The organism is Bradyrhizobium sp. BLXBL-03 (assembly GCF_051853015.1).
Taxonomy (GTDB): Bacteria; Pseudomonadota; Alphaproteobacteria; order Rhizobiales; family Xanthobacteraceae; genus Bradyrhizobium; species Bradyrhizobium manausense.
In genome coordinates, this window is sequence record NZ_CP182470.1 from 4,394,103 (window position 1) to 4,416,276 (window position 22,174).

The window sequence follows — 22,174 nt, forward strand, 5'->3', positions numbered from 1 at the left end:
GACGAAGCGACCGACCTGGAACCCGAATGACCACCCGCGACGACGCGCCTGCGCCACTTGATCCCATTCCGGAACCGCATACCGGCCTGATGGGTCGTTTTCGCAATTATTTCCTGACCGGGCTGATCGTCACCGGTCCGATTGCAATCACGCTGTATCTGGTCTGGTGGTTCGTCACCTGGGTCGACGGCGTGGTGCGACCCTTCGTGCCGCAGGCCTACCGGCCGGAAACCTATCTTCCTTACGGCGTTCCCGGCTGGGGACTGATTGTCGCATTCTTCACGCTGACGCTGGTCGGCTTCCTCGCGGCGAACCTGATCGGCCGCACGCTGGTCGATGTCGGCGAGACTTTCCTCGGCCGGATCCCTGCGGTTCGTGCCATCTATCGCGGCCTGAAGCAGGTGTTCGAGACGCTGTTCTCGGGCAAGGGTTCGAGCTTCCGCAAAGTGGGCCTGGTCGAGTTTCCTTCGCCCGGCATGTGGTCGATCGTGCTGATCTCGCAATCGCCGAACGAAGAGATCTCGCGCAGCCTGCCGGGGCAGGACGAACATGTCTCGGTATTTCTGCCGTGCTCGCCGAACCCGACCACCGGATTCTTCTTCTACGTGCCCAAGAGCAAGATCATCGAGGTCGACCTCACCGCCGAGGATGCCGCAACGCTGATCATGTCCGCCGGCGTGGTGCAGCCCGGCTCGGCACCGGACCCGAAGAAGGCCGCCGCGCTCGCGGGCATGGCCAATGCCGCGCGCATTGCCAATGCCTCCACGCTCCAGCCTGAGCCTGCGAAGGCGGAGTAGGGCTATTCCCCGGCGGGATGGCCTGCGGTCACGCTGGCGTTCTTGTCCTCTGCTATTGTTCCGGTCGGACCGAGCGCAGCGCTCGGACGTCGAACTGGAGTGCCCCCGATGCCAACGACCATTGCGATCCTCGCCCCCGGTGCCATGGGCAGCGCGGTGGCCCGTCGCCTCAGCGAGAACGGCGCGCGCGTGCTGACGTCTTTGAAGGGACGCAGCGAGGCGACGCTGAAACGCGCGGCGGATGCCGGCATGATCGGCGCCGAGGACGATGCGATCGCGGATGCCGATATCATTCTCTCGATCGTGCCGCCGGGCGAGGCGGAGGCGCTGGCGGAGCGGCTGGCCGCATTGATTGTGAAGCGCCACAAGAAGCCGGTCGTGGTCGACTGCAACGCCGTCAATGTCGACACGGTGAAGCGGATCGAGGAGATCATCGGCTCGGCGCAGGCGCCCTTCGTCGATGGCGGCATCATCGGCTTCCCGCCGCAGCCGGGCGGCAAGAGCCCGGCCTTCTACATGTCCGGCGAACACGCCAGGGATCTCGCCGTGCTCAAGGATTTGGGGCTCGACATCCGCATCGTCGAAGGTCCGGTGGGTGCTGCCTCAGCGCTAAAAATGTCCTATGCTGGCATCGTCAAGGGCCTCGCCGGCATCGGCTCGGCCATGGTGATCGCGGCGACCAAGGCGGGGGCCGCCGATGCACTGCGCGACGAGCTCGCGCTCAGCCAGCCCGCGATCCTGGCCCGGCTCGAGGTCGCACTGCCCGACATGATCCCGAAGGCCTATCGCTGGGTCGCGGAAATGCAAGAGATATCGGGGTTCCTCGGGCCCGATCATCCGGCGAGCCAGATCTACGAAGGCTTTGCCAGATGGTTCGAGCATCTGGCCGCCGATGCCAAAGGCGAGGCAGTCGATGCGTCGCTCCTGAAGGCGTTCGCGACCGGTGCTGCAAAGAAGGCCTGATCTTCACTTGTTCGGCGGCCAAAGCTTTGGCCTGCCGGGAACATGGCATAGGAGTTCAGATGAGAGTGCTGGTGATCGGCGCAGGAGCGCTCGGAGGCTATTACGGAGCTTGCCTGGTCCGAGCGGGCGCCGACGTGACCTTTCTGGTGCGGGCCGGGCGCGCCGAGCAATTGCGGCGGGATGGATTGCGGATCAAAAGCCCGCACGGCGACTTTGCCGTGCAGCCGAAGATCCTGATGGCGAACGAGCTCAGCGAGCCCTTCGACGTCGTGCTCCTCGGCGTGAAGGCCTATTCGCTCGACGACGCCATGAGCCAGTTTGCCCCGGCCGTTGGCCCGAGCACGATGATACTGCCGATCCTGAACGGGCTGAAACACATCGACGCCCTGACGGCGCGGTTCGGTGGCGAGCGCGTTCTCGGTGGGCTCGCCAATGTCAGCGCCGGGCTCGATGTGGATGGCCGTGTCGTTCAGTTCATGGCCAATCAGACCATCGTCTTCGGTGAAACCGGGGGTTCGCTGAGTGAGCGCACCCTTGCCCTGGAGAAGCTGTTCCAGGTCCCTGGGATCGACGTGCGCGCCAGCGAAGCGATCATGCAGGACATGTGGGAGAAGTTCGTCCAGCTCTCGACGCTCGCCGGCGTTACCTGCCTGATGCGCGCCAGCATCGGCGACATCCTGGCTGTCCCGAACGGCGAGCAATCGATCTTCCGCCTGTTCGCGGAATGCTGCACTGTTGCGACCGCCTCGGGTTTCGAGCCGCGCGCCCCGTTCATCGAGTTTGACCGAAAACTGTTCACGACCCTGGACTCGCCGCTCAAGGCTTCGATGCTGCGCGACATCGAGCGCGGCTCGATCACCGAGTCCGAGCATATCCTGGGCGATATGGCCAACCGGGCCCGCAAGCTGAATGTCGACACGCCGCTGCTGGATCTGGCGCGAGCCCACGTGGCGGCCTATGAAGTCGGACGGCGGCGAGCGGCGAGCTAACCCGCCCCGATCAGCGGGATCGCCTCGTCCCGTTCATAGAGATACAGCAGACAGCGCAGCGCTTCGCCGCGCTCGCCCTTCAGTTTCGGATCGGCCTTCATGATGCGCAGCGCCTCGTCTCTGGCCTGCGTGATGAACTGGCCGTGCACCTCCGAGCGCGCGATGCGATAGCCGGGCAGGCCGCTCTGGCGGACGCCCAGCACGTCGCCTTCGCCGCGGAGTTTCAGGTCTTCCTCGGCGATGCGAAAGCCGTCGGTGGTCTCACGGATCACTCTCAGCCGCGCCTTCGACATTTCGCCGAGCGGCTCGCTGTAAAGCAAAATGCAGGTCGAGGCCTCCGAGCCGCGGCCGATGCGGCCGCGCAGCTGGTGCAGCTGGGCAAGGCCAAAGCGCTCGGCATTCTCGATCACCATGATGGTGGCGGCCGGCACGTCGACACCAACCTCGACGACGGTGGTCGCGACCAGAAGGCCGATCTCGTGGGCTGCGAACTGGCCCATGACACGATCCTTCTCGGTGCCCTTCATCTGGCCATGAACCAGACCGACGCGATCGCCGAAACGCTTTTGCAGGCTGTCGAAACGTTTCGTTGCGTTGGTGAGATGCTCGGTGCCCTCGGCCTCGGATTCCTCGACGAGCGGGCAGATCCAGTAGACCAGCTTACCGGAGTCGAGCGCGCGGCCGACGCCATCCATGACCTCACCGAGCCGGCTCATGGCGACCGCGCGGGTGTCGATCGGCTGGCGGCCGGCGGGTTTTTCGCGGAGCTCGCTGATGTCCATGTCGCCGAAATAGGTGAGGACCAGCGTGCGCGGGATCGGCGTTGCGCTCAGCACGAGAACGTCGACGGCTTCGCCCTTTGACGTCAGCGCCAACCGCTCGCGGACGCCAAAGCGGTGCTGCTCATCGACGATGGCGAGGGCCAGACCATGGAAGACGACGTCGTCCTGGATCAGCGCATGGGTGCCGACGAGCAGGTCGATCTCGCCGTCGGCGAGCTGGGTCATGATCTCGCGCCGCTCCTTGCCTTTTTCGCGGCCGGTGAGGATCGCCACCCGCATGCCGGCGCGCTCGGCCAGCGGCGCAATGGTCTTGATGTGCTGGCGCGCGAGAATTTCCGTCGGGGCCATCAACGCGGCCTGCTTGCCGACCTCGGCAACGGCCGCGGCGGCCAGCAGGGCCACCACCGTCTTGCCCGAGCCGACGTCGCCCTGGAGCAGACGCAGCATGCGCACGGGCTGCTTCAGGTCGTCGGCGATGGCCGCGGCGGCATTGCGCTGGGAAGGTGTCAACGCGTAGGGCAGGGCGTCGATGATCTTGTGGCGCAGATGCCCATCGCCGGCGTTGCGCACGCCGGCAGGCCGCCGCAGCTGCGCGCGGATCAGAGCGAGCGCGAGCTGGCCGGCCAGCAACTCGTCGAAGGCCAGGCGCGACCAGAAGCGCTGATCGGGCAGGATGTCCGTCAACTCGACCGGCTGGTGCACGCGATGGAGCGCTTCGGTCACGGGCGGGAAATTGCAGCGGCGCAGCACATCCGGGCTGATCCATTCCGGCAAGGCCGGAAGCTTCTGCAAGGCCTGCGCAATGGCGCGGCGGAGCGAGCCGAGCGCGAGACCCTCGGTGAGCGGATAGACGGGATCGATCCCGGAGAGTTTTGCGATCGCTTCCTCGTCCAGCACGCGGTCGGGATGGACGATCTGCGGGATGCCGTCATACATCTGCAGCGTGCCGGAGACGTAGCGCTTTTCGCCCACGGGCAGCAGCTTTTCGACATAGCCGGGCTTGGCACGGAAGAACGTCAGCACGACGTCGCCGGTATCGTCGCTGGCGTAGACGAGATACGGCGCGCGCGCATTGCGCGGCGGAGGCGGGCGGTGACGGTCGACGGTGACCTCCAGCGTCACCATGGTTCCAACGCTGGCCTCGCGGATCTTCGGCCGCGCCCGGCGGTCGATGACCTGGCTCGGCAGATGCAGGAGCAGGTCGACCAGCCGCGGCGTCTCGCTCCGGCTGAGCAGATATTGCAGCAGCTTGTCCTGCTTCGGACCGACGCCGGGCAGGCTGGTCACGGGAGCAAACAGCGGATTGAGCAGGCTGGGGCGCATTCTCGCAACATTCGTCATGCGCGGGCTTGCCGTCTTCGCTAGGGCTTCGCCGGCCCAAGATCGAAAGCCCGGCGAAGCCTTTGGCGGAGCTGGGACCCGCGCATCCATCTTTCAATGACGATGGATTGCCGGGTCAAGCCCGGCAATGACGGTCTCCAAACAATTGCAATAACAAAGGGCTGACACAGCCAGTTCCAATGGCTATATCACCCCGGCCCGGCACGTCCGGGCTTTCGGCGTTTGACTGGATTTGAGACATGACGGGAACGACACGATCGAGCGACGGGCTGGACGATCGCCGCAAGCGGCTTCTGTTCCGCTGCTGGCACCGCGGCACGCGCGAGATGGACCTGATCCTCGGCCGCTTCGCGGATGCCGAGATCGGCAACCTCACGGACGCGGAGCTGACCGAGCTCGAGACCCTGCTCGAGGTCAACGATCCCGATCTCTATGCCGCCATCACCGGTGACAAGCTGCTGCCAGAAGATGTCACCGGCGCGCTGTTCGCCCGCATCAAGGCCTATCCGATCGCGGACGGCAACGTATGAAGCAAGGAATGAAATCACCGGCCGAGCTGCTTACGCCCGGCCGCGCGCTGACGCTTGCCAATGTCGCCGAGGGGGCCGAAGGCCTCATCGTCTCGGATCTGGCGCGCGCCATCGCGGCACGGCCGAAGCAGCCGGCTGTCAGCCTCGCGGTGGTCTGCCGCGACGGCGGGCGGATGCAGCAGCTCGAACGCGCGCTGCAATTCTTCGCGCCCGACCTGCCGGTGCTGACCTTTCCGGCCTGGGACTGCCAGCCTTATGACCGCGTCTCGCCGCACGGCGGCATTCTGGCGCAGCGCCTGACCACGCTGGCCCGGCTCGCCGCGCTCACCGGCAGCGACAAGCCGCTGATCGTGCTGACAACGGTGAACGCCGTCGTGCAGCGCGTGCCTGCGCGCGAGCTGGTTGCGGCGCAGGCGCTGTCGGTTGCGCCCGGCAACGTCGTGCCGATGGACACCATCGTCGCCTGGCTCGAGCACAATGGCTACGTCAGGTCGTCGACCGTGCGTGAGCCCGGCGAATATGCCGTGCGCGGCGGCATCCTCGATCTGTTTCCGGCCGGCCTCGATCAGCCTGTTCGCTTCGACTTCTTCGGCGACAGCCTGGAATCGATCCGGTCCTTCGATGCCGAGACCCAGCGCACGCTGCTGGACATGCGCTCGCTCGATCTGGTGCCGATCTCGGAATTCCAGCTCGTCACCGACACGATCCGCCGCTTCCGCATGGGCTATGTCGCCGAATTCGGCGCGCCCGAGCGCGATGATGCGCTGTATGAAGCGGTCAGCGAAGGCCGCCGCCATCCCGGCATGGAGCACTGGCTGCCGCTGTTCCAGGACCGGATGGACACGCTGTTCGACTATCTGCAAGGTGCCGCCGTCGCGATCGAGCCGCAGGCCGAGGACGCTGTCCGCGAGCGCTTCAAGCAGATCCAGGACTATTACGAGGCGCGCCGCGATGCGATGGAGCATCCCGGCGGGGGCGCCATCTACAAGCCGCTGCCACCTGATAGGCTCTATCTGACCGAGGAGGAATGGGGCAAGCGCGAACGCGACATGCCGCTGATCCGGCTGACGGCATTCTCGGTGCCTGCCGACGGCACCAGCGTCGTCGATGCAGGCGCGCGCAAGGGCCGCGATTTTGCACCAGAACGTAACGACTCCAAGGTCAACGTTTTCGAGTCAGTCGTCGCTCATGTCATGGCCTTGCAGGCCCAGCGCAAGAAGGTCGTGATCGCGCTGTGGAGCGAAGGCTCGCGCGACCGCATGACCTCGATGCTGCGCGACCACAAGCTGACGCACACCACCAGTGTCAATTCCTGGCGCACGGTGCAGGCGACGCCCCGCAACGAGACCATGCTCGCCGTGCTTGGCCTTGAGAGCGGCTTCGAGACCGACGAGATCGCCGTCATCAGCGAGCAGGACATTCTGGGCGACCGCCTGGTGCGGCCGCGCAAGGCCAGCCGCAAGCTCGACAATTTCATCTCGGAAGTCACGAGCCTCACCGCCGGCGACATCGTCGTCCACGTCGACCACGGCATTGGCCGCTTCATCGGCCTGCAGACGCTGGATGTCGCCGGCGCGCCGCATGATTGTCTCGAGCTGCATTATGCCGCCGACACAAAGCTGTTCCTGCCGGTCGAGAACATCGAGCTCTTGTCACGCTACGGCTCCGACCAGACCGATGTCGAGCTCGATCGCCTCGGCGGTTCCGGCTGGCAGACCCGCAAGGCGAAGCTCAAGAACCGCATCCGCGAGATCGCGGGCGAGCTGATCAAGATCGCCGCCGCGCGCCATCTGCACGAGGCGCCGAAGCTGCCGGTGCAGCAGGGCCTCTATGACGAGTTCTGCGCGCGCTTCCCCTATGACGAGACCGAGGACCAGCTCGGCGCCATCGAATCCACCCTCAAGGATCTCGAGCTCGGCCGTCCGATGGACCGGTTGATCTGCGGCGACGTCGGCTTCGGCAAGACCGAGGTTGCCTTGCGCGCGGCGTTCGCCGTCGCGCTCGAAGGCAAGCAGGTCGCGGTCGTGGTGCCGACCACGCTATTGGCGCGCCAGCACGCCAAGACCTTCACCGAGCGCTTCAAGGGCTTTCCGGTCAACGTGGCGCAGGCCTCGCGCCTGATCCCGACCAAGGAGCTGAACCAGGTCAAGAAGGGCATCGCCGACGGCTCGGTCGACATCGTCGTCGGCACCCATGCGCTGCTCGGCAAGGCGATCAAGTTCCGCGATCTCGGCCTCGTCATCGTCGACGAGGAGCAGCATTTCGGCGTCACCCACAAGGAGCGGCTGAAGGCGCTGCGTTCCGAGGTGCACGTGCTGACGCTGTCGGCAACCCCGATTCCGCGCACGCTGCAGCTGGCGCTCACCGGCGTGCGCGAGCTCTCGATCATCGCTTCGCCGCCGGTCGATCGCCTTGCGGTCCGCACCTTCGTTGCCCCGCACGATCCACTGATGATCCGCGAGGCGCTGCTGCGCGAGCGTTATCGCGGCGGCCAGGCGTTCTACGTGGTGCCGCGCATCGACGATCTCGCCGAGGTGAAGGATTTCCTCGACAAGAACGTGCCGGAGATGAAGGTCGCGGTCGCGCACGGCCAGATGCCGCCCGCCGTGATCGAGGACATCATGACCGCGTTCTACGACGGCAAGTTCGACATCCTGCTCTCGACCACGATCGTCGAATCCGGCCTCGACATTCCCAACGCGAACACGCTGATCGTGCATCGCGCGGACATGTTCGGCCTTGCCCAGCTCTATCAGCTGCGCGGCCGCGTCGGCCGCTCCAAGCTGCGGGCCTATGCGCTGTTCACGCTGCCGTCGCAGCAGAAGATCACCGCGCAGGCCGAGCGCCGCCTCACCGTGCTGCAGTCGCTGGAGACATTGGGCGCCGGCTTCCAGCTCGCTTCGCACGACCTTGATATCCGCGGCGCCGGCAACCTGCTCGGTGAAGAGCAGTCCGGCCACATCAAGGAGGTCGGCTTCGAGCTCTATCAATCGATGCTGGAGGAGGCGATCGTCAACCTCAAGGCCGGCGTGTCCGAGCCCGCCGCCGATCGCTGGTCGCCGACCATCACCATCGGCATGCCCGTGCTCATTCCGGAGGACTATGTCGGCGATCTCTCGGTGCGCCTGTCGCTGTACCGGCGCCTCGCCGATCTCGACAGCGAGGAGGAGATCGAGAACTTTGGCGCCGAAATGCGCGATCGTTTCGGCGTGCTGCCGGACGAGGTGCGCTATCTCTTCAAGGTTGCCGCGATCAAGGCGTTCTGCCGAAACGCCAATGTCGAGAAGATCGATGCCGGCCCGAAGGGCGCCGTCATCACCTTCCGCGACAATTCCTTCGCCTATCCCGATCGCCTGGTGTCGTTCATCAAGAGCCACGGCCAGGCCGCCAAGGTACGGCCCGACATGAAGGTGGTGTTCCTGCAGGATTGGGAGACGCCGGAAGAGCGGCTTGCCGGCACGACGGAAATCATGCGGCAATTGGCGCAGCTCGCGACGAGCAAGAAGGCGGCGTAGCGTCCGTATTATTGCGGAGGCGGCGCACCATGATATAGGCTGCGCCGCGCCAAGGCTGAAAACAGTGACATAGGGCCACTTGCGGAATGACGAAGCAGCCGCCAGATTCCGAATTCGCTAACTGAGTCCTGCGTACCGTATCCGTCGATCCGCGACTGGTTTACCGGCCGCGGTTTTTTTTACACCGGTTTGCGGGTTGGCCCGCACGTCGAAACAGTCGAGGTCGCGCGCGTGTCTATCAATGCCGGTTCGAACCGGGAATCAGAGCAGGAAACGGAGCACGGCCACGACGATGTCATGTATCCGCAGGTGCTGCCGTTCGTCTTGATTCACGCGGGATGCGTTGCTGCGATCTGGTCCGGCATCACGTGGCAGGCGATTGCAATGTGCGCCGCTTTGTATTGGGTGCGCATGTTCGGGATCACCGGCGGATATCACCGGTACTTCTCGCATCGATCCTACGCAACGAGCCGGGCGTTCCAGTTCATCCTGGCCTTCCTTGCCCAGAGCAGCGCCCAGAAGAGCGTGCTGTGGTGGGCCGCCAAGCACCGCCATCATCATCTGCATTCGGACACAGTGCAGGATGTACATTCACCCCGGCACAAGGGGTTTGTGTTCAGCCATGTCGGCTGGATCTTTTACCGGCAGCATGATGCGACCGACCTGGTGAAGGTCGCAGATCTGGCCTCGTATCCGGAGTTGATGTGGCTGCACCGGCTGGAGCTGTTGCCTTCCGTCGTGCTCGCCGCGTTGTGCTTCCTTGTTGCCGGATGGTCGGGGCTCGTGGTCGGATTCCTCTGGAGCACGGTGCTGCTCTATCACGCCACGTTCTGCATCAACTCGCTCGCGCATGTTCACGGGCGCAAGCGATATGTGACCGGCGATGACTCCCGCAACAATTGGCTGCTTGCTTTGCTGACGATGGGCGAGGGATGGCACAACAACCATCACGCCTATCAGGCCAGCGCGCGGCAGGGTTTCCACTGGTATGAGATCGATCTCACTTATTATGTGCTGGTGGCGTTGTCCTGGCTCGGCATTGTCAGGGACATGAAGATGCCGCCCAGTCAGGTTCTGCGCAATGAGCATCGGCTGGGATCACGGGTGGTCAAGCAGGCGGCCGAGCAGCTCGCCGCCCGCTTCAACCCCGAGCACATCGCGCATGCGATCAGAACGTCCATCCACGAGACTGAATTGTCGGTCCGGGACACGCTCAGCCAGTTGCAGCATCAGGCCGATTTGCGCCTGTCCAGCATGCCGACCCGCGATCAGTTGCTGGCCGAAGCACAGCGCATGTTCGCCAAGACGATCTCCCTGGACGACATCGTCGACCGCGCCTACGAGCTCCTCAACGACTCCGTCGGGTTTCTCCTGGCCGCGCCCGCTCCAGCTTTGGCGACCAACGCTAAGTCCAGGGGGCGCGTTTAGCGCGCCGATATTTCTTTTGGAGGTGGCGTTCCTCTAGAATTGGGAGACGCGCAGTTCGCGCAAAAGGCGGCGTAAGAATCTCCGCCTGGATTCCCACACAATGCCGTAGTCCATTCTGTAATCCTTTGCGCAGGCGGCTGACGCCATGAGCAGAGCCCCAGCCATGATGCAGTTGCGAATTTTACGGATTGCGCCGCAGGCCAAGACATTGAGGCGCATCTAACTGTCATACGTCTTTTCAGCCAAAGGTTGTTCCAGACGTGTTTTGGAACATATGGGGAACATTGTCAATCGGTTCATGACATCAGCGCTTTGGTGCCCTTGCCAGACACGTAGTGATCGATGACGTCGCGCGCGCGACTGGTGATGTCTCCTTGTCTGACGGATTGATCGTGACAGACCCGGAGCCGATCGGCGGTAGAGGCTTTTTCTCAATTGTCGGCACGCTATTTCTCCTGGGCAAAATGAAAAAGCCCGCAGCGGATTTCTCCGTGCGGGCCGACTGACCTGTTTCGATGATGCCACTATACTGCTGTTTTGCCCGACGGGTCAAATGCATTTCGTAAAATCCGCAGCATCTCGCCTCTAGCCATTGACGGTACTTTGCATGGGGTTGATTTTCAGATTCTGTGGGATCTCATGGGCAGCCCACGGTCCTATGAATGGGTGATCCGTAAAATCAGGTGCGGCAAAAACTACGACGCCGCCCTTGATGCATCCGCCGACAGCCGTGCCAGCAGCGACCTTGCCGTATCCGACGGCGACAGCGAATCCACCGATACCACGGGATCGCTGCGCATTTCGTGCTTGCCGTTCGACGTGTGCTTCATCACCGCCGACAGCCGGCGGGCGATCATGTGCGCCGTGCGGAAGTCGGTCTCGGCGAACACCACGATCACAGAGCCGTCCTTCTGCGCCGTGCCAAAGTCCATCTGCCGCATCAGCCGGCTGAGGATCCGAGCAGCATCGAGCTGCGCGCGCGGATTACCGGGATCGAAGGCGAAGCGCGCGACCGACAGGCCGCCCCCGCGGGCGAGCGTCTGCTCCACAGCCTTGGCGAAATCGCGCGCGAAGGCTTCTACCGTCAACAGGCCGCTGCGCGGATCGAGCCAGCCGCCGGCATCGATCGAGCGCAGCGTGCGGCTCAGTTGCGCCGCCATGGCGTGCTGGCGGATCAGGGGCAGCGCGTTGGCGGCGATCTTGGCGGGCTCGCCCGGGATCAGCTCGAGATTGGGCAGGTCGTAGCTCTGCGTGAGCTGGTGCGCGGTGACGACAACAGGCAGGTTGCGGAAGCGCGTATCCTCCGCGAGCACCGTGAGAAAGGCGTCGGTGACGCGGGGGGTGAAACCGTCGGACAGAACCACACCGTCGATCTCACGCGTATTGAGATGCTTGGCGGCAGCCTCGATCGAGAGCGCGCCGACGACGCCGGTGCGTTCGCCGAGCGCAACCGATAGCGCGGGGTAGGCGGCGCCGCGACCTATCAGGAGCACGATGGCATCGCGCACCGGATCGGCCTCGGGCATCGCGACCCTCACTTCCGGCAGGCGGCGCAGCACGGTGGCGTGCAGCGTGCGGACGCGGATGGCGGCGCGCAGGCGCGCGATCAGGCGCTCGGCGGCATTGCTGCGTGTGGCGAAAGGCAGCGCATTGTGGGGCAGCGCGCCTGGCGCATCCAGCGCGACCATCGGCAGATAGAGCGGCTGATCGGCGATTTTCTTCGCGAGCAGGGGCATGTACGGCTCGTGCCCGCCGGACATCGCCGCAAGGACGGCGGCCGGCTGCACCTCCTCGACCGCGCGCGAGGCGCTCGCCCAATCGCTGTCGACAACAGGAAACAGACGCGCCTCGTCCAGCGCCGCAACGAAGGCCGGGCGCTCGGAATTGGACACAAAGAGGATCGGGCCCGCCTGGGACATCAGGAAACTCGGATCACGCAATCGATGCTGCGCAATCTAGTCCGGCCGCCTTAATGCGGCGTCAATGTTCCCGGCAAAACTGCTCTCAAACCGGGCCGGAGCGATCGCGAAAAGCCTCAACCATCAGAGGGTTAAGCCCGAGTTCACTGAGCGCCTCGCGGGCCCTCGCATTGTCCTGGGCCCGGCCCGCCAGCCGGTGACCCGAGAGCCGGTCGGGCAGGGCTGTCAGCAGCGCGCCCTGGCCGAGCCGCCGCGCCCATTCCTGCAGGTCGTTGGACAGGAAGCGATAGCCGCCGACTGCCATGATGCCCGATGGCGGCGCGGTGATGCAGATCGCACCGCAGGCGCGGTCGATCCGGGCGGCGTAGCCGGTGTCGACATAGTCGCGCGGCGGCTGTGCCGTCAGCGTCTCGCCGACCGGATGCGGCGGCGCATAGGCCGCGATCGGCACCATCGGGCCGCGCAGGCCGAGCGTGCCCTTCGGCGTCAGCAGGATCTCGCCCGCGATCGAGGAGCCGGACTGTTCGCGCGGGGCGCCGTGCGGGCCGGGCATCACCGCGACGGGCACGCCATCCTCGCCGCGCCTGGCGCCGAACAGCCCTGCCTCGCCGAACAGATAGACATCCGTGAGCGGCGCATGCGGCGCGATCCAGGCCTCGCTCGCCGCCACCTGCTCCGGCGCGCGCCAGAGACCGATGACGTTGCGCAAGGTCGGCATCCGCGCCGCCAGACCGGAATCGCCGAGGCGCAGGGCGAGCTGGGCCGGCGCGATCAGCACGTCGCAGGCGTGCTCGTTGACCTGCTGCTCCAGCACCTCGCTCTCGAACGGATGGTGCAGCGCCAGCGTGCCGCCGCAGAGCAGCCACACCGCGAGCGAGGAGGCGAGACCCGCGAACGACATCGGCATAAAGGCCGACATCACGGTCGCGCCCTGCTTGATGTCGGCTTCCAGCGACATCGCGAGCCCGCCCGCGATCAGGCTGAAATGTGGCCGCGGCACCGGGCGGAAGCCTTCCGCCGTGACATCGAAGGAGATCATTGCCGCCTTGCGGCCGTCCTGGATCACGGCGCGGGTGGTGCCGGGCGGCCGCGCCAGCACCTCGTCGAGAGAGGCCATGCCTTCGGGCAAATCAGTGCCGAAGCCGTACACGTGGCGAATCGAGAACGCCTCGGCGGCTGCGTGCATCGCGAGATCGGCATAGCTGACGCTGTCGACCTTGCTCATGGTGACGATGGCGCGCGCCGCCGTGCGGTTGAGCGCGGCCGCCAGTTCCGCCTGTCGCCACAGCAATGGCAGCACGGCCACGACGAGGCCGGCGCGATGAGCGGCGAGCACCGTCAGCACGAACTCGACGGTCGAGGGCAACTGGATTGCGACCACCGAATTGGCCGGCAGGCCCGATTCGACGAAATGCGCCGACAGCGCCTCGATGGCGGTGTCGGCCTCGGCGTAGGTCATCCGCCGCGGCTGGTGACCGGTGATGCGGGACTTGTTGAGGGGGTCGAGCAACGCGGGCGCGTGCGGCTGCCGCATCAGCGTCCGCTGGAACAGCGTGTCGAGCGTCGGTGATACGGTTGGCTGGTTCACGGCGTCACTTCGCTGGACTGGCTTGAGGCTCACCCTTGGACCACCAGCTCTCCAGCAAATAGCCTGAGAGCGCGGTGGCTTGTGGCCGTTCTATCCGATTCCAGCGCGCGATCCATTGCTCGGATACGTTAAAGAGGGGGATTGTGTAGAAGCCCGCCATCAAGGCGCGGTCGAGCGCCCGCACCGCATCGACGAAATCCGTATGATCACGGGCCTCGAGCAGGGCCTTGATCATGGCATCGACCGCGGGATTCCTCGCGCCCATGTAGTTGCGGGTCCCCGGATTGTCGGCGGCGGCGCTGCCCCAATAGAAATACTGCTCGTTGCCGGGCGACAGCGACTGGTCCCAGCGGTTCTGGATCATGTCGAACTCGTAGGACAATCGGCGCTGGTCGAATTGCACCGGGTCGACCGCGCGGACGCTCACATCGATGCCGGCACGCTTGAGGTCGCGCTGGAACGCGAGCGCGATGCGCTCCTGGTCGCGGGTCGTCACCAGCATCTCGAAGGTGAAGTGCGCTTTTGTCTGGCGGTTGCGGAGCACGGTGCCATCGAGATCGTAGCCGGCGTCCGACAGCAGCTTCAGCGCCGCACGCAGCGTCGTGCGGTCGCGGCCCGAGCCGTCGGTGACGGGCAGACGATAGCTGCCATCCATGATGTCTTGGGGGATCTGCGCGGCGAAGGGCTTCAGCAGCGCGCGCTCGTGCGCATCCGCGGGCCGCGCATAGGCCGAGAGCTCGGAGCCGGCAAAATAGCCGGCGACGCGCGAATAGAGCGAGAAGAAATAGTTGCGGTTGACCAGCTCGAAATCGAACAACAGCGTCAGCGCCTGGCGCACACGGATGTCGGCGAAGACAGGGCGCCGCGTGTTGAACACCAGGAATTCAGAGGGCTGCGGTACGCCCGGCTTGAAGGTATCGCGGATCACCTCGCCGCTTTTGGCAGCGGGAAAGTCATAGCCGTCGTGCCAGCGCAACGGTTCGTTCTCGACGCGGAAATCATAGAGGCCGCGCTTGAACGCTTCGAACTGGCCGTTGGCTTCGCGATAATAGTCGAGCCGGATCTCGTCGAAATTGAACAGCCCGCGATTGACAGGGAGATCGCGGCCCCAATAATCGGGATTGCGTGTGAGGGTCACGCTGGCGCCGGGTTTCACCGCCGTGACGCGGTAGGGGCCGGAGGCGATCGGCCCTGACAGCGTCGTCTCCTCGAAGGTCGCGACGTCGACTGCGTGCTTCGGCAGGATTGGCATCAACCCGAGGATCAGCGGTATCTCGCGGTCGTTGGCCCCGGTGAGATCGAAGCGGACGGTGAGGGGATCGGGTGCCTCCGCCTTGGCGACCTTGGAATAGTACTGCCGGAGGTTGGGACGGCCGTGGTCGCGCAGCAGCTGCCAGGAGAACAGCACGTCCACGGCGGTGACCGGCTTGCCGTCGGAGAACCGGGCACGGGGATCGATGTGGAATGTGACGTAGCTCCGCTCGTCATCGGTCTCGACCGATTTGGCGAGCAGGCCGTAGAGCGTGAACGGCTCGTCCTGGCCGCGCGCCAGCAGGCTTTCGACCACGTAGGCGCGGATCGGCTGCACCGCCAATCCCTTCACGATGAACGGATTGAGACTGTCGAACGTGCCGAGAATGCCCCAGGTCAGCCGGCCGCCCTTGGGGGCGTCGGGATTGGCGTAGGGCATGTGGGTGAAATCAGCCGGCAGCGCCGGCTTGCCGTGCATGGCGATCGCGTGCGCCTCCTCGGCGTGGCCAGCGCTTGCAATCAGGCCGACGCTGAGGATCACGGCGAGGCTTGAAAGACGGAGACCGGGCCCCTCGAGCAGGCGCTGGAACATGAACATTCGGACACGTTGATTCGAGGGGTGGTGTGGGCGAATCCTATCACAGGGATTTCACTGGGCGCCCAGTCGGATGTGGCCAAAGACGCTTGTCGGCATTGATCTTTCCGTCGACCACGTTAAGAAGGCACGCAATCGCGCAAGAGCGCCGAACCCGTCACTTATCCGCCTCAATTGACGGGGAGAGAGCCGCGCCCAAGGCGGCTTGGTTCGGTGCTTCGGAGCGGTTCGGGCACTTCCCGTTCAGAAAGGGTTTTCTGCAATGAATTTCCGTTATTTGGCCGCGTCCGTCCGGCCGCGCGGGCGAGTTCTCGCTCTGTTGACGGCGACGGCATTGGCCATGCCGTTTGCCGCCGAAGCCCAGACCCCCGCACCGGCCCCGGGCGCGCCCAAGGCTGCCCCGAAAGCCGCTCCGAAGGCTGCCCCCAAGGCTGCTCCGGCCCCGGCGCCCGCGCCGGCTCCCCAGGCCCAGCAGGCTCCGGCCCAGCAGGGCGCCCCGGCAGCGCAGGGTGGCCAGCCCGCCGATCAGCAGATCCAGCTGATCTACGCGCCCTGGACCAAGTTCTGTCTCAAGGGCCAGGATGCCAACGCCAAGCAGGTCTGCTTCACCGGCAAGGACGGTCGCATCGAATCAGGCCAGCCGGTCATCGCTGCTGTGATCATCGAGCCGGAAGGCGAGCCGAAGAAGATCCTGCGCGTGACGCTGCCGCTCGGCATGCAGCTCGTGCACGGGACCCGCATCATCGTCGACAACAACCCGCCGCTGCAGAGCCCGTATGTGATCTGCTTCCAGAACGGCTGTATGTCGGACTACGAGGCAACGCCCGACCTGATTGCCAACCTGAAGAAGGGCCAGAACCTCGTGGTGCAGGCGATCAACGCCAACGGCGCGCCGCTGACCCTGCCGCTGCCGCTCACCGGTGAATTCCAGAAGGCCTATGACGGTCCGCCGACCGATCCGAAGGTGTTCGAGGAAACCCAGAAGAAGCTGCAGGAAGAGCTTCAGAAGAAGGCCGAAGAGCAGCGCAAGAAGCTTGAGCAGCAGGGTGGCGCACCCGGCGCAGCTCCGGCCGCTCAGAAGTAATCGGGGATCGAATCCCGGACATGAAAAAGGCGCCCGATCGGGCGCCTTTTTTGCTGGCCGCTTGCCGGCCGAATTCGGGTCAGGAAAAGGGAAGGTCAGTTCAGCGACGGATTGCGCGGGCGGTAACCGCCATCCTTGTTCTTGATGAAGATCTCGGCCACCTGGGAATGCCGGATCGGCTCGCCGGAGTCGTCGGGCAGGAGGTTCTGCTCGGAGACATAGGCGACGTACTCGGACTCCGCGTTCTCCGCGAGCAGATGGTAGAACGGCTGATCCTTGTGGGGCCGAACCTCTTCGGGGATCGACAGCCACCACTCCTGGGTGTTGTTGAATTCCGGATCGATATCGAAGATCACCCCCCGGAACGAGAAGATCCGGTGGCGCACGACCTGTCCGATCTGGAATTTGGCTGTCCGCGCTTTAATCATCCTCCGTCGATAGACCAGGATTGTGGCCGATGCTAGTGGCCTAAAGGTGGAATTAACCTACCGTTAAGGGGCGGATAGCCCCCAAGCCTTCAGAAAACACTTCATCAATGGCCGATATCCTCAATCTGGCGCTACCTTATTTCGGCCTGATCTTCGTTGGTTTTGCCTGCGGCAAGGTCAAGTCGCTGCCGGAATCGGGGCTCGCATGGATGAACTTCTTCCTGCTCTACGTCTCATTGCCCGCGCTGCTGTTCGCGATCATGTCGAAGACCCCGTTCTCGGAGTTGAACAACCCGCCGTTCCTGGTGGCGACCACGCTGTCGACGGTGGCGGCGTTCACCATCGCGCTGGTGGTCGGCAAGGTGCTCGGGAAGCTGACGCTGCGTGAGGCGACGCTCGCCGGCCTCTCCGGCGGTTACGGCAATATCGGCTATATGGGGCCGGGGCTTGCGCTCGCCGTGCTCGGGTCAAAGGCGGCGGCGCCGACCGCGCTGATCTTCTGCTGCGACAGCATCTTCCTGTTCACGATCGTGCCGCTTCTGATCGAGCTGTCAGACCGCGACCATCCCTCGATCATCCACGCCTTCGGCGTGGTGCTGAAACAGATCGTGCTCAACCCGCTGATCATGTCGGCGTGTTTTGGCGCCGCTGTCGCCGCGTTGCATATCGAGTTGCCGGTCGCGCTCGACCGCACCATTACCTTCCTTCAGAACGCGGCGGCGCCGACCGCGCTGTTCGTGCTCGGCGTGACGGTAGCGCTCCGGCCGTTCGATCGCGTGCCCTGGGAGGTGCCGGGTGTGATCGCGGTCAAGCTCCTGATCCATCCGCTCGCCGCGTTCGGCCTGATGCTGGCGTTCGGCCCGTTCGCGCAGCCCTGGGCCGCCACCGCCGTCCTGATGGCCTCGCTGCCGCCGGCGCTGAATGTGTTCGTGATTGCCAGGCAAAACGATGCCTGGATCGAATCCGCGTCCGTCGCCGTGCTGCTCGGCACGTTCGCGTCGGTGGTCACGCTGACCAGCGTGATGTGGCTGCTGCAGACGGGACGGTTGGTGTTTCCGTAGACAGCTATCGCCGCCAAGTCATTTGCGCCACGTCGGCGTCAGCCCTTCGCGCATGGCGAACCGGCGGAGCGGCCCGATGGCACCCAGCAAATGCATGCCGACGGCGCGGATGGGCTGGAGCGGCAGGAAGTCGTTGAGCAGCGAGCGATTGGCGATGTCGATCGCAAAGGTCCGGCTCAGAATGTCAGGCCGCCGCGCCCGGTCGTAACGCCTGAGCACCTCATTCGCGCCCGGGTCCTGTCCTGATGCGATGGCCTCGCCGGCGAGCCTGGCGATGTCGGCCGCATCGCGCAGGCCGAGATTGAGGCCCTGGGCGCCGATCGGAGGAACCACATGGGCGGCTTCGCCGACCAGCGCGATGCGGTCGCGGGCGAAGGATTGCGGCCGCTCGATCGCCAGTGGAAACAGATTGCGGCCCGGCTCGACCGTCATGCGGCCGAGGATGGAATGCGACTGCTTCTCGATCGCGGCGGAGAGATCATCGTCGCCGAGGGCGCGAAGCCGCTCGGCCTCGGCGGGGGCGGAGACCCAGACCACGCTGGAGCGGTTGCCGGGCAGGGGCACAAACACGCAGGGGCCGCGGGGTGTGTGGAACTCGGTCGACACGTTCCGGTGTGGCCTGATATGACCGACGTTGAAGGTCAGGGCGGTTTGCGTGAGTTCGCGCCTCGTCATCGCAATGCCGGCGGCCTCCCGGCACAGCGAATGCCGGCCGTCGGCGCCGACCACGAGCCGGGCGGCTAGAAACTGTCCGCCAGCCGTGCGGATCGCGACGTCATCGGCTTCGATGACGACGCTCTCGGCTTCGTCATCGAAACGAACGAGATTGGAGAGCTCGGCCGCGCGCGCTTCGAGCGCCAGCATCAGTGAGCGGTTGTCGATGTTGTAGCCGAAGGCGTCGAGCCCGATCTCGTGACAGGAGAATCGGACCTCCGGCGCGCGGAACAGGCGGCCAGTGTCGTCGACGAGGCGCATGACCTCGAGCGCCGCGGCCTTGTCACTACAGCGGGGCCAGACGTCGAGGCTCTCCAGCAGGTCGACGGAGGCACCGAGCAGCGCGGTGGTCCTGTTGTCGGCATAGGGCAGGCGCCGGGCGACCAGCGCGGTGCGCGCTCCTCGCTGCGCGAGCGCAATTGCCGCGGCAAGGCCGGCCGGCCCACCGCCGATGACGCTTGCGTCAAAAAGTGTCGATGCGTCTGTCATGGAACGACATTTGACACGCCCTGCGGCAAATTCAAGCCCACCTATTTTGCCGCGTTTTATGACTGGTTGCGCGGCGCAATGCCGCGCTGGCGGATGTGCAAACCGGTCCCGTTCTGGTAGCAGAAGTCATGGAAACCCAGATGGACAGCCAAGAGGATTCGCTCAAGCCGACGCCGGTGGTCCGTGCCGCGGCGTTTTCGGTGCACATCTTCACCGCCTTCGGCGCGGCGATCGCGTTGCTCGCGATGCTCGAGGCCGTGCGCGAGCATTGGGCCGCGATGTTCGGTTGGCTTGGCGTTGCCCTGATCATCGACGCCATCGACGGGCCGATCGCGCGCCTGCTCGACGTCAAGACCGTGCAGCCGAACTGGTCCGGCGACGTGCTCGACCTCGTGGTCGATTTCGTCACCTATGTCTTTGTGCCGGCCTATGCGATCGTTGCGAGCGGCATGCTGCTGCCGGTTGCGGCGCCCTTGCTCGGGATCGCCATCATCGTCACCAGCGCGCTCTATTTCGCCGATCTGCGCATGAAGGCGGACGACAATCATTTCCGCGGCTTTCCGGCACTGTGGAATGCAGCGGCGTTCTATTTGTTCCTGCTGCACTGGCCGCCACTGTCGTCGACGCTGCTGGTCGCGGCGCTGGTGGTGCTGACCTTCGTGCCGTTCCATGTGCTGCATCCGGTTCGCGTCGTGCGACTGCGCTGGCTGACGATGTCGCTGATCGTGCTGTGGGGCGTGCTCGCCTTCTACGTGCTGGAGATGGATTTCCGTGTCGGCACCGGCGTGACGGTGGCGCTCTGCGCGATCGCGTTCTGGATCGCATTCAGCGACGCCTTGATCCGCCTTGTGAGATCGTTCGAATGATGCATCTGTTAACCAGCCCCGAGGCCTGGGCAGCGCTGCTCACCCTGACCTCGCTCGAGATCGTGCTCGGCATCGATAACGTCATCTTCCTGTCGGTGATCGTCTCGCGCATTCCCGAACCGCAGGCCCGTCGCGCCCGCCAGATCGGGCTGGCGCTGGCGCTGGTCTTCCGCATCATCCTGCTCAGCGTGCTGGTCTGGCTGATCGGCCTGACCGCGCCGGTGTTCTCGCTTCAAGGCTACGACTTCTCCTGGCGCGACCTCATCCTGATCGGCGGCGGCCTGTTCCTGATCGCGAAGGCGACGCACGAGATCCATGCTGAAGTCGACGCCGACGAGGAGGAGGGCGAGGGCAAGTCCGCCGGCAGCGCCTTCTTCTGGGTGATCGTCCAGATCGTCATCATCGACATCGTGTTCTCGCTTGACTCGATCATCACCGCGATCGGCATGGCCCAGGACCTCGAGATCATGATTGCGGCCGTCGTGATCGCCTGCCTGATCATGTACATTTCCTCAGGACCCGTGGCGCGATTCGTCGCCGAACATCCGACCACCAAAATGCTGGCCCTGGCATTTCTGGTGCTGATCGGCGTCGCCCTGGTTGCGGACGGATTCAAATTCCACATTCCGCGCGGCTACATCTATTTCGCAATTGCGTTCTCGGCGGCGGTGGAATTCTTCAACGTGCTGGCCAAGCGCAACCGCAGGAAGGCCGGCAAGCCGTAACCGTTCCACTCTGGGGCGAGTTGACAAGGCGGGCGTGATGTCTTTCGCTGGCCGATGCGAAGAGGAGGTCAGGTGATGACCAAAGCGGTCCGTGTGCACAAGGTCGGAGGCCCCGAAGCGCTGGTCTATGAGAGCGTCGAGCTGCCGGCGCCGGGACCCGGCGAGGTGCGCATCCGCCAGCACGCGGTCGGCCTGAACTTCATCGACGTCTACTATCGCACCGGCCTCTACAAGGCGCCGGCACTGCCCTTCATCCCGGGCAACGAGGCCTCGGGCGAGGTCGTCGCCGTCGGCCCGGGCGTGACCAATTTTCATCCCGGCGATCGCGTCGCCTACTACCATAATCTCGGCGCATACACGAGCGAGCGCAACATCCCCTGGGAGAGGCTGGTCAAGCTGCCCGATCACATCACCCACGAGCAGGGCGCCGTGCTGATGCTGAAGGGCCTGACCGTCTGGTATCTGCTGCACAAGACCTTCAAGGTCGAGCCGCATCACCGCGTGCTGATCCATGCCGCTGCCGGCGGCATCGGCTTGCTCGCTTGCCAATGGGCGAGGGCGCTCGGCGCGCATGTCATCGGCACGGTGGGCTCGCGCGAAAAGGCCGAGCTCGCGGAGGCCAATGGCTGCGATCACGTCATCCTCTATAACGAGGAAGACTTCGTCGCGCGCGTCAAGCAGATCAGCCGCAACGAGGGCTGCGACGTCGTCTATGACGGCGTCGGCAAATCGACCTTCCCGGGCTCGTTGTCGTGCCTGAAGCCGCGCGGCATGTTCGTCTCGTTCGGCAACGCCTCAGGCCCGGTGCCGCCGTTCTCGATCGCGGAGCTGAACAATCACGGCTCGCTGTTTGCGACCCGGCCGAAGCTCAACGACTATATCGGCACGCGCAAGGAGCTGCTGGAAGGCGCCGATACGCTGTTCTCCGCCGTCATCAACGGCAAGCTGCACGTGCCGATCAACCACGCCTATGCGCTGAAGGACGCGGCGAAGGCGCATATCGATCTGGAAAGCCGCAAGACGACGGGCGCGTCGATCCTGAAGCCGTGAGCTCGTCGTTCCGGGTCGATGCGAAGCATCGAACCCGGAACCTCGGGATTCCGGGCTCG

At 64.9% G+C, this 22,174-nt stretch carries 18 protein-coding genes; 12 read left to right on the forward strand and 6 right to left on the reverse strand.

The features are described from left to right. Positions 1 to 26 precede the first annotated feature (26 nt). From ACNJX9_RS21175 to panE, 3 genes are all read left to right on the forward strand, one after another. Positions 27 to 797 carry a DUF502 domain-containing protein gene (locus ACNJX9_RS21175; protein WP_439404038.1) on the forward strand — a complete coding sequence of 257 codons (771 nt, stop codon included), beginning with the start codon at positions 27 to 29 and terminating at the stop codon, positions 795 to 797. Between the two features lie 108 nt (positions 798 to 905). Continuing rightward, positions 906 to 1,760 (forward strand): DUF1932 domain-containing protein, encoded by an 855-nt coding sequence (locus ACNJX9_RS21180; protein WP_439404039.1) that lies wholly within the window; start codon positions 906 to 908, stop codon positions 1,758 to 1,760. Positions 1,761 to 1,819: 59 nt separating this feature from the next. Next, positions 1,820 to 2,749, forward strand: coding sequence for a 2-dehydropantoate 2-reductase (gene panE, locus ACNJX9_RS21185; RefSeq protein WP_439404040.1), 930 nt, complete (start codon positions 1,820 to 1,822; stop codon positions 2,747 to 2,749). On the opposite strand, the gene recG is transcribed toward panE, so the two are convergent. Then, a complete protein-coding gene (recG, locus tag ACNJX9_RS21190) occupies positions 2,746 to 4,854 on the reverse strand; it encodes an ATP-dependent DNA helicase RecG (RefSeq protein ID WP_439404041.1) in 2,109 nt (702 codons plus the stop codon). The two genes, panE and recG, sit on opposite strands and share 4 nt — an antisense overlap. A gap of 257 nt (positions 4,855 to 5,111) precedes the next feature. Between recG and ACNJX9_RS21195 the strand changes: the two genes are divergently transcribed. From ACNJX9_RS21195 to ACNJX9_RS21210, 4 genes are all read left to right on the forward strand, one after another. Continuing rightward, positions 5,112 to 5,402 carry a succinate dehydrogenase assembly factor 2 gene (locus ACNJX9_RS21195; protein ID WP_057755405.1) on the forward strand — a complete coding sequence of 97 codons (291 nt, stop codon included), beginning with the start codon at positions 5,112 to 5,114 and terminating at the stop codon, positions 5,400 to 5,402. Next, positions 5,399 to 8,917 (forward strand): transcription-repair coupling factor, encoded by a 3,519-nt coding sequence (gene mfd / locus ACNJX9_RS21200; protein ID WP_439404042.1) that lies wholly within the window; start codon positions 5,399 to 5,401, stop codon positions 8,915 to 8,917. Before ACNJX9_RS21195 ends, mfd begins: the two co-directional genes overlap by 4 nt. Positions 8,918 to 9,214: 297 nt before the next feature. After that, the gene (locus ACNJX9_RS21205) at positions 9,215 to 10,345 is read left to right on the forward strand and encodes an acyl-CoA desaturase (RefSeq protein ID WP_439410095.1); all 1,131 of its coding nucleotides are present in this window, start codon (positions 9,215 to 9,217) and stop codon (positions 10,343 to 10,345) included. A 335-nt stretch (positions 10,346 to 10,680) separates the two neighbouring features. Then, positions 10,681 to 10,851, forward strand: coding sequence for a hypothetical protein (locus ACNJX9_RS21210; protein WP_439404043.1), 171 nt, complete (start codon positions 10,681 to 10,683; stop codon positions 10,849 to 10,851). A 189-nt stretch (positions 10,852 to 11,040) separates the two neighbouring features. Here the strand turns inward: ACNJX9_RS21210 and ACNJX9_RS21215 are convergent, their stop codons facing one another. From ACNJX9_RS21215 to ACNJX9_RS21225, 3 genes are all read right to left on the reverse strand, one after another. Continuing rightward, positions 11,041 to 12,264: a GGDEF domain-containing protein gene (locus ACNJX9_RS21215; RefSeq protein WP_439404044.1), complete on the reverse strand. Its 1,224-nt coding sequence runs from the start codon at positions 12,262 to 12,264 to the stop codon at positions 11,041 to 11,043. 85 nt (positions 12,265 to 12,349) lie between these two features. Continuing rightward, positions 12,350 to 13,852 carry an AMP-binding protein gene (locus ACNJX9_RS21220; RefSeq protein ID WP_439404045.1) on the reverse strand — a complete coding sequence of 501 codons (1,503 nt, stop codon included), beginning with the start codon at positions 13,850 to 13,852 and terminating at the stop codon, positions 12,350 to 12,352. A 4-nt stretch (positions 13,853 to 13,856) separates the two neighbouring features. Then, positions 13,857 to 15,701, reverse strand: coding sequence for an extracellular solute-binding protein (locus tag ACNJX9_RS21225; protein ID WP_439404046.1), 1,845 nt, complete (start codon positions 15,699 to 15,701; stop codon positions 13,857 to 13,859). 259 nt (positions 15,702 to 15,960) lie between these two features. On the opposite strand from ACNJX9_RS21225, the gene ACNJX9_RS21230 reads away from it, so the two are divergent. After that, complete coding sequence (locus ACNJX9_RS21230) at positions 15,961 to 16,782, forward strand: invasion associated locus B family protein (protein ID WP_057755288.1); 822 nt, start codon at positions 15,961 to 15,963, stop codon at positions 16,780 to 16,782. A 95-nt stretch (positions 16,783 to 16,877) separates the two neighbouring features. On the opposite strand, the gene hspQ is transcribed toward ACNJX9_RS21230, so the two are convergent. After that, positions 16,878 to 17,210 (reverse strand): heat shock protein HspQ, encoded by a 333-nt coding sequence (hspQ, locus tag ACNJX9_RS21235; protein WP_057755286.1) that lies wholly within the window; start codon positions 17,208 to 17,210, stop codon positions 16,878 to 16,880. Positions 17,211 to 17,317: 107 nt separating this feature from the next. Here hspQ and ACNJX9_RS21240 point away from each other — a divergent pair, with 107 nt between their 5' ends. Further along, the gene (locus ACNJX9_RS21240) at positions 17,318 to 18,271 is read left to right on the forward strand and encodes an AEC family transporter (protein ID WP_439404047.1); all 954 of its coding nucleotides are present in this window, start codon (positions 17,318 to 17,320) and stop codon (positions 18,269 to 18,271) included. Positions 18,272 to 18,289: 18 nt separating this feature from the next. On the opposite strand, the gene ACNJX9_RS21245 is transcribed toward ACNJX9_RS21240, so the two are convergent. After that, a complete protein-coding gene (locus ACNJX9_RS21245) occupies positions 18,290 to 19,474 on the reverse strand; it encodes a UbiH/UbiF family hydroxylase (protein ID WP_439404048.1) in 1,185 nt (394 codons plus the stop codon). A gap of 140 nt (positions 19,475 to 19,614) precedes the next feature. Between ACNJX9_RS21245 and pcsA the strand changes: the two genes are divergently transcribed. From pcsA to ACNJX9_RS21260, 3 genes are all read left to right on the forward strand, one after another. Further along, positions 19,615 to 20,340 carry a phosphatidylcholine synthase gene (gene pcsA, locus ACNJX9_RS21250; protein ID WP_057756694.1) on the forward strand — a complete coding sequence of 242 codons (726 nt, stop codon included), beginning with the start codon at positions 19,615 to 19,617 and terminating at the stop codon, positions 20,338 to 20,340. Next, positions 20,337 to 21,065 (forward strand): TerC family protein, encoded by a 729-nt coding sequence (locus ACNJX9_RS21255; RefSeq protein WP_271601255.1) that lies wholly within the window; start codon positions 20,337 to 20,339, stop codon positions 21,063 to 21,065. The genes pcsA and ACNJX9_RS21255 overlap by 4 nt, the downstream gene beginning before the upstream one ends. Before the next feature lie 75 nt (positions 21,066 to 21,140). Continuing rightward, positions 21,141 to 22,115, forward strand: a complete 975-nt coding sequence (locus ACNJX9_RS21260) for a quinone oxidoreductase family protein (RefSeq protein WP_057755270.1) — start codon at positions 21,141 to 21,143, stop codon at positions 22,113 to 22,115. Positions 22,116 to 22,174 lie beyond the last annotated feature (59 nt).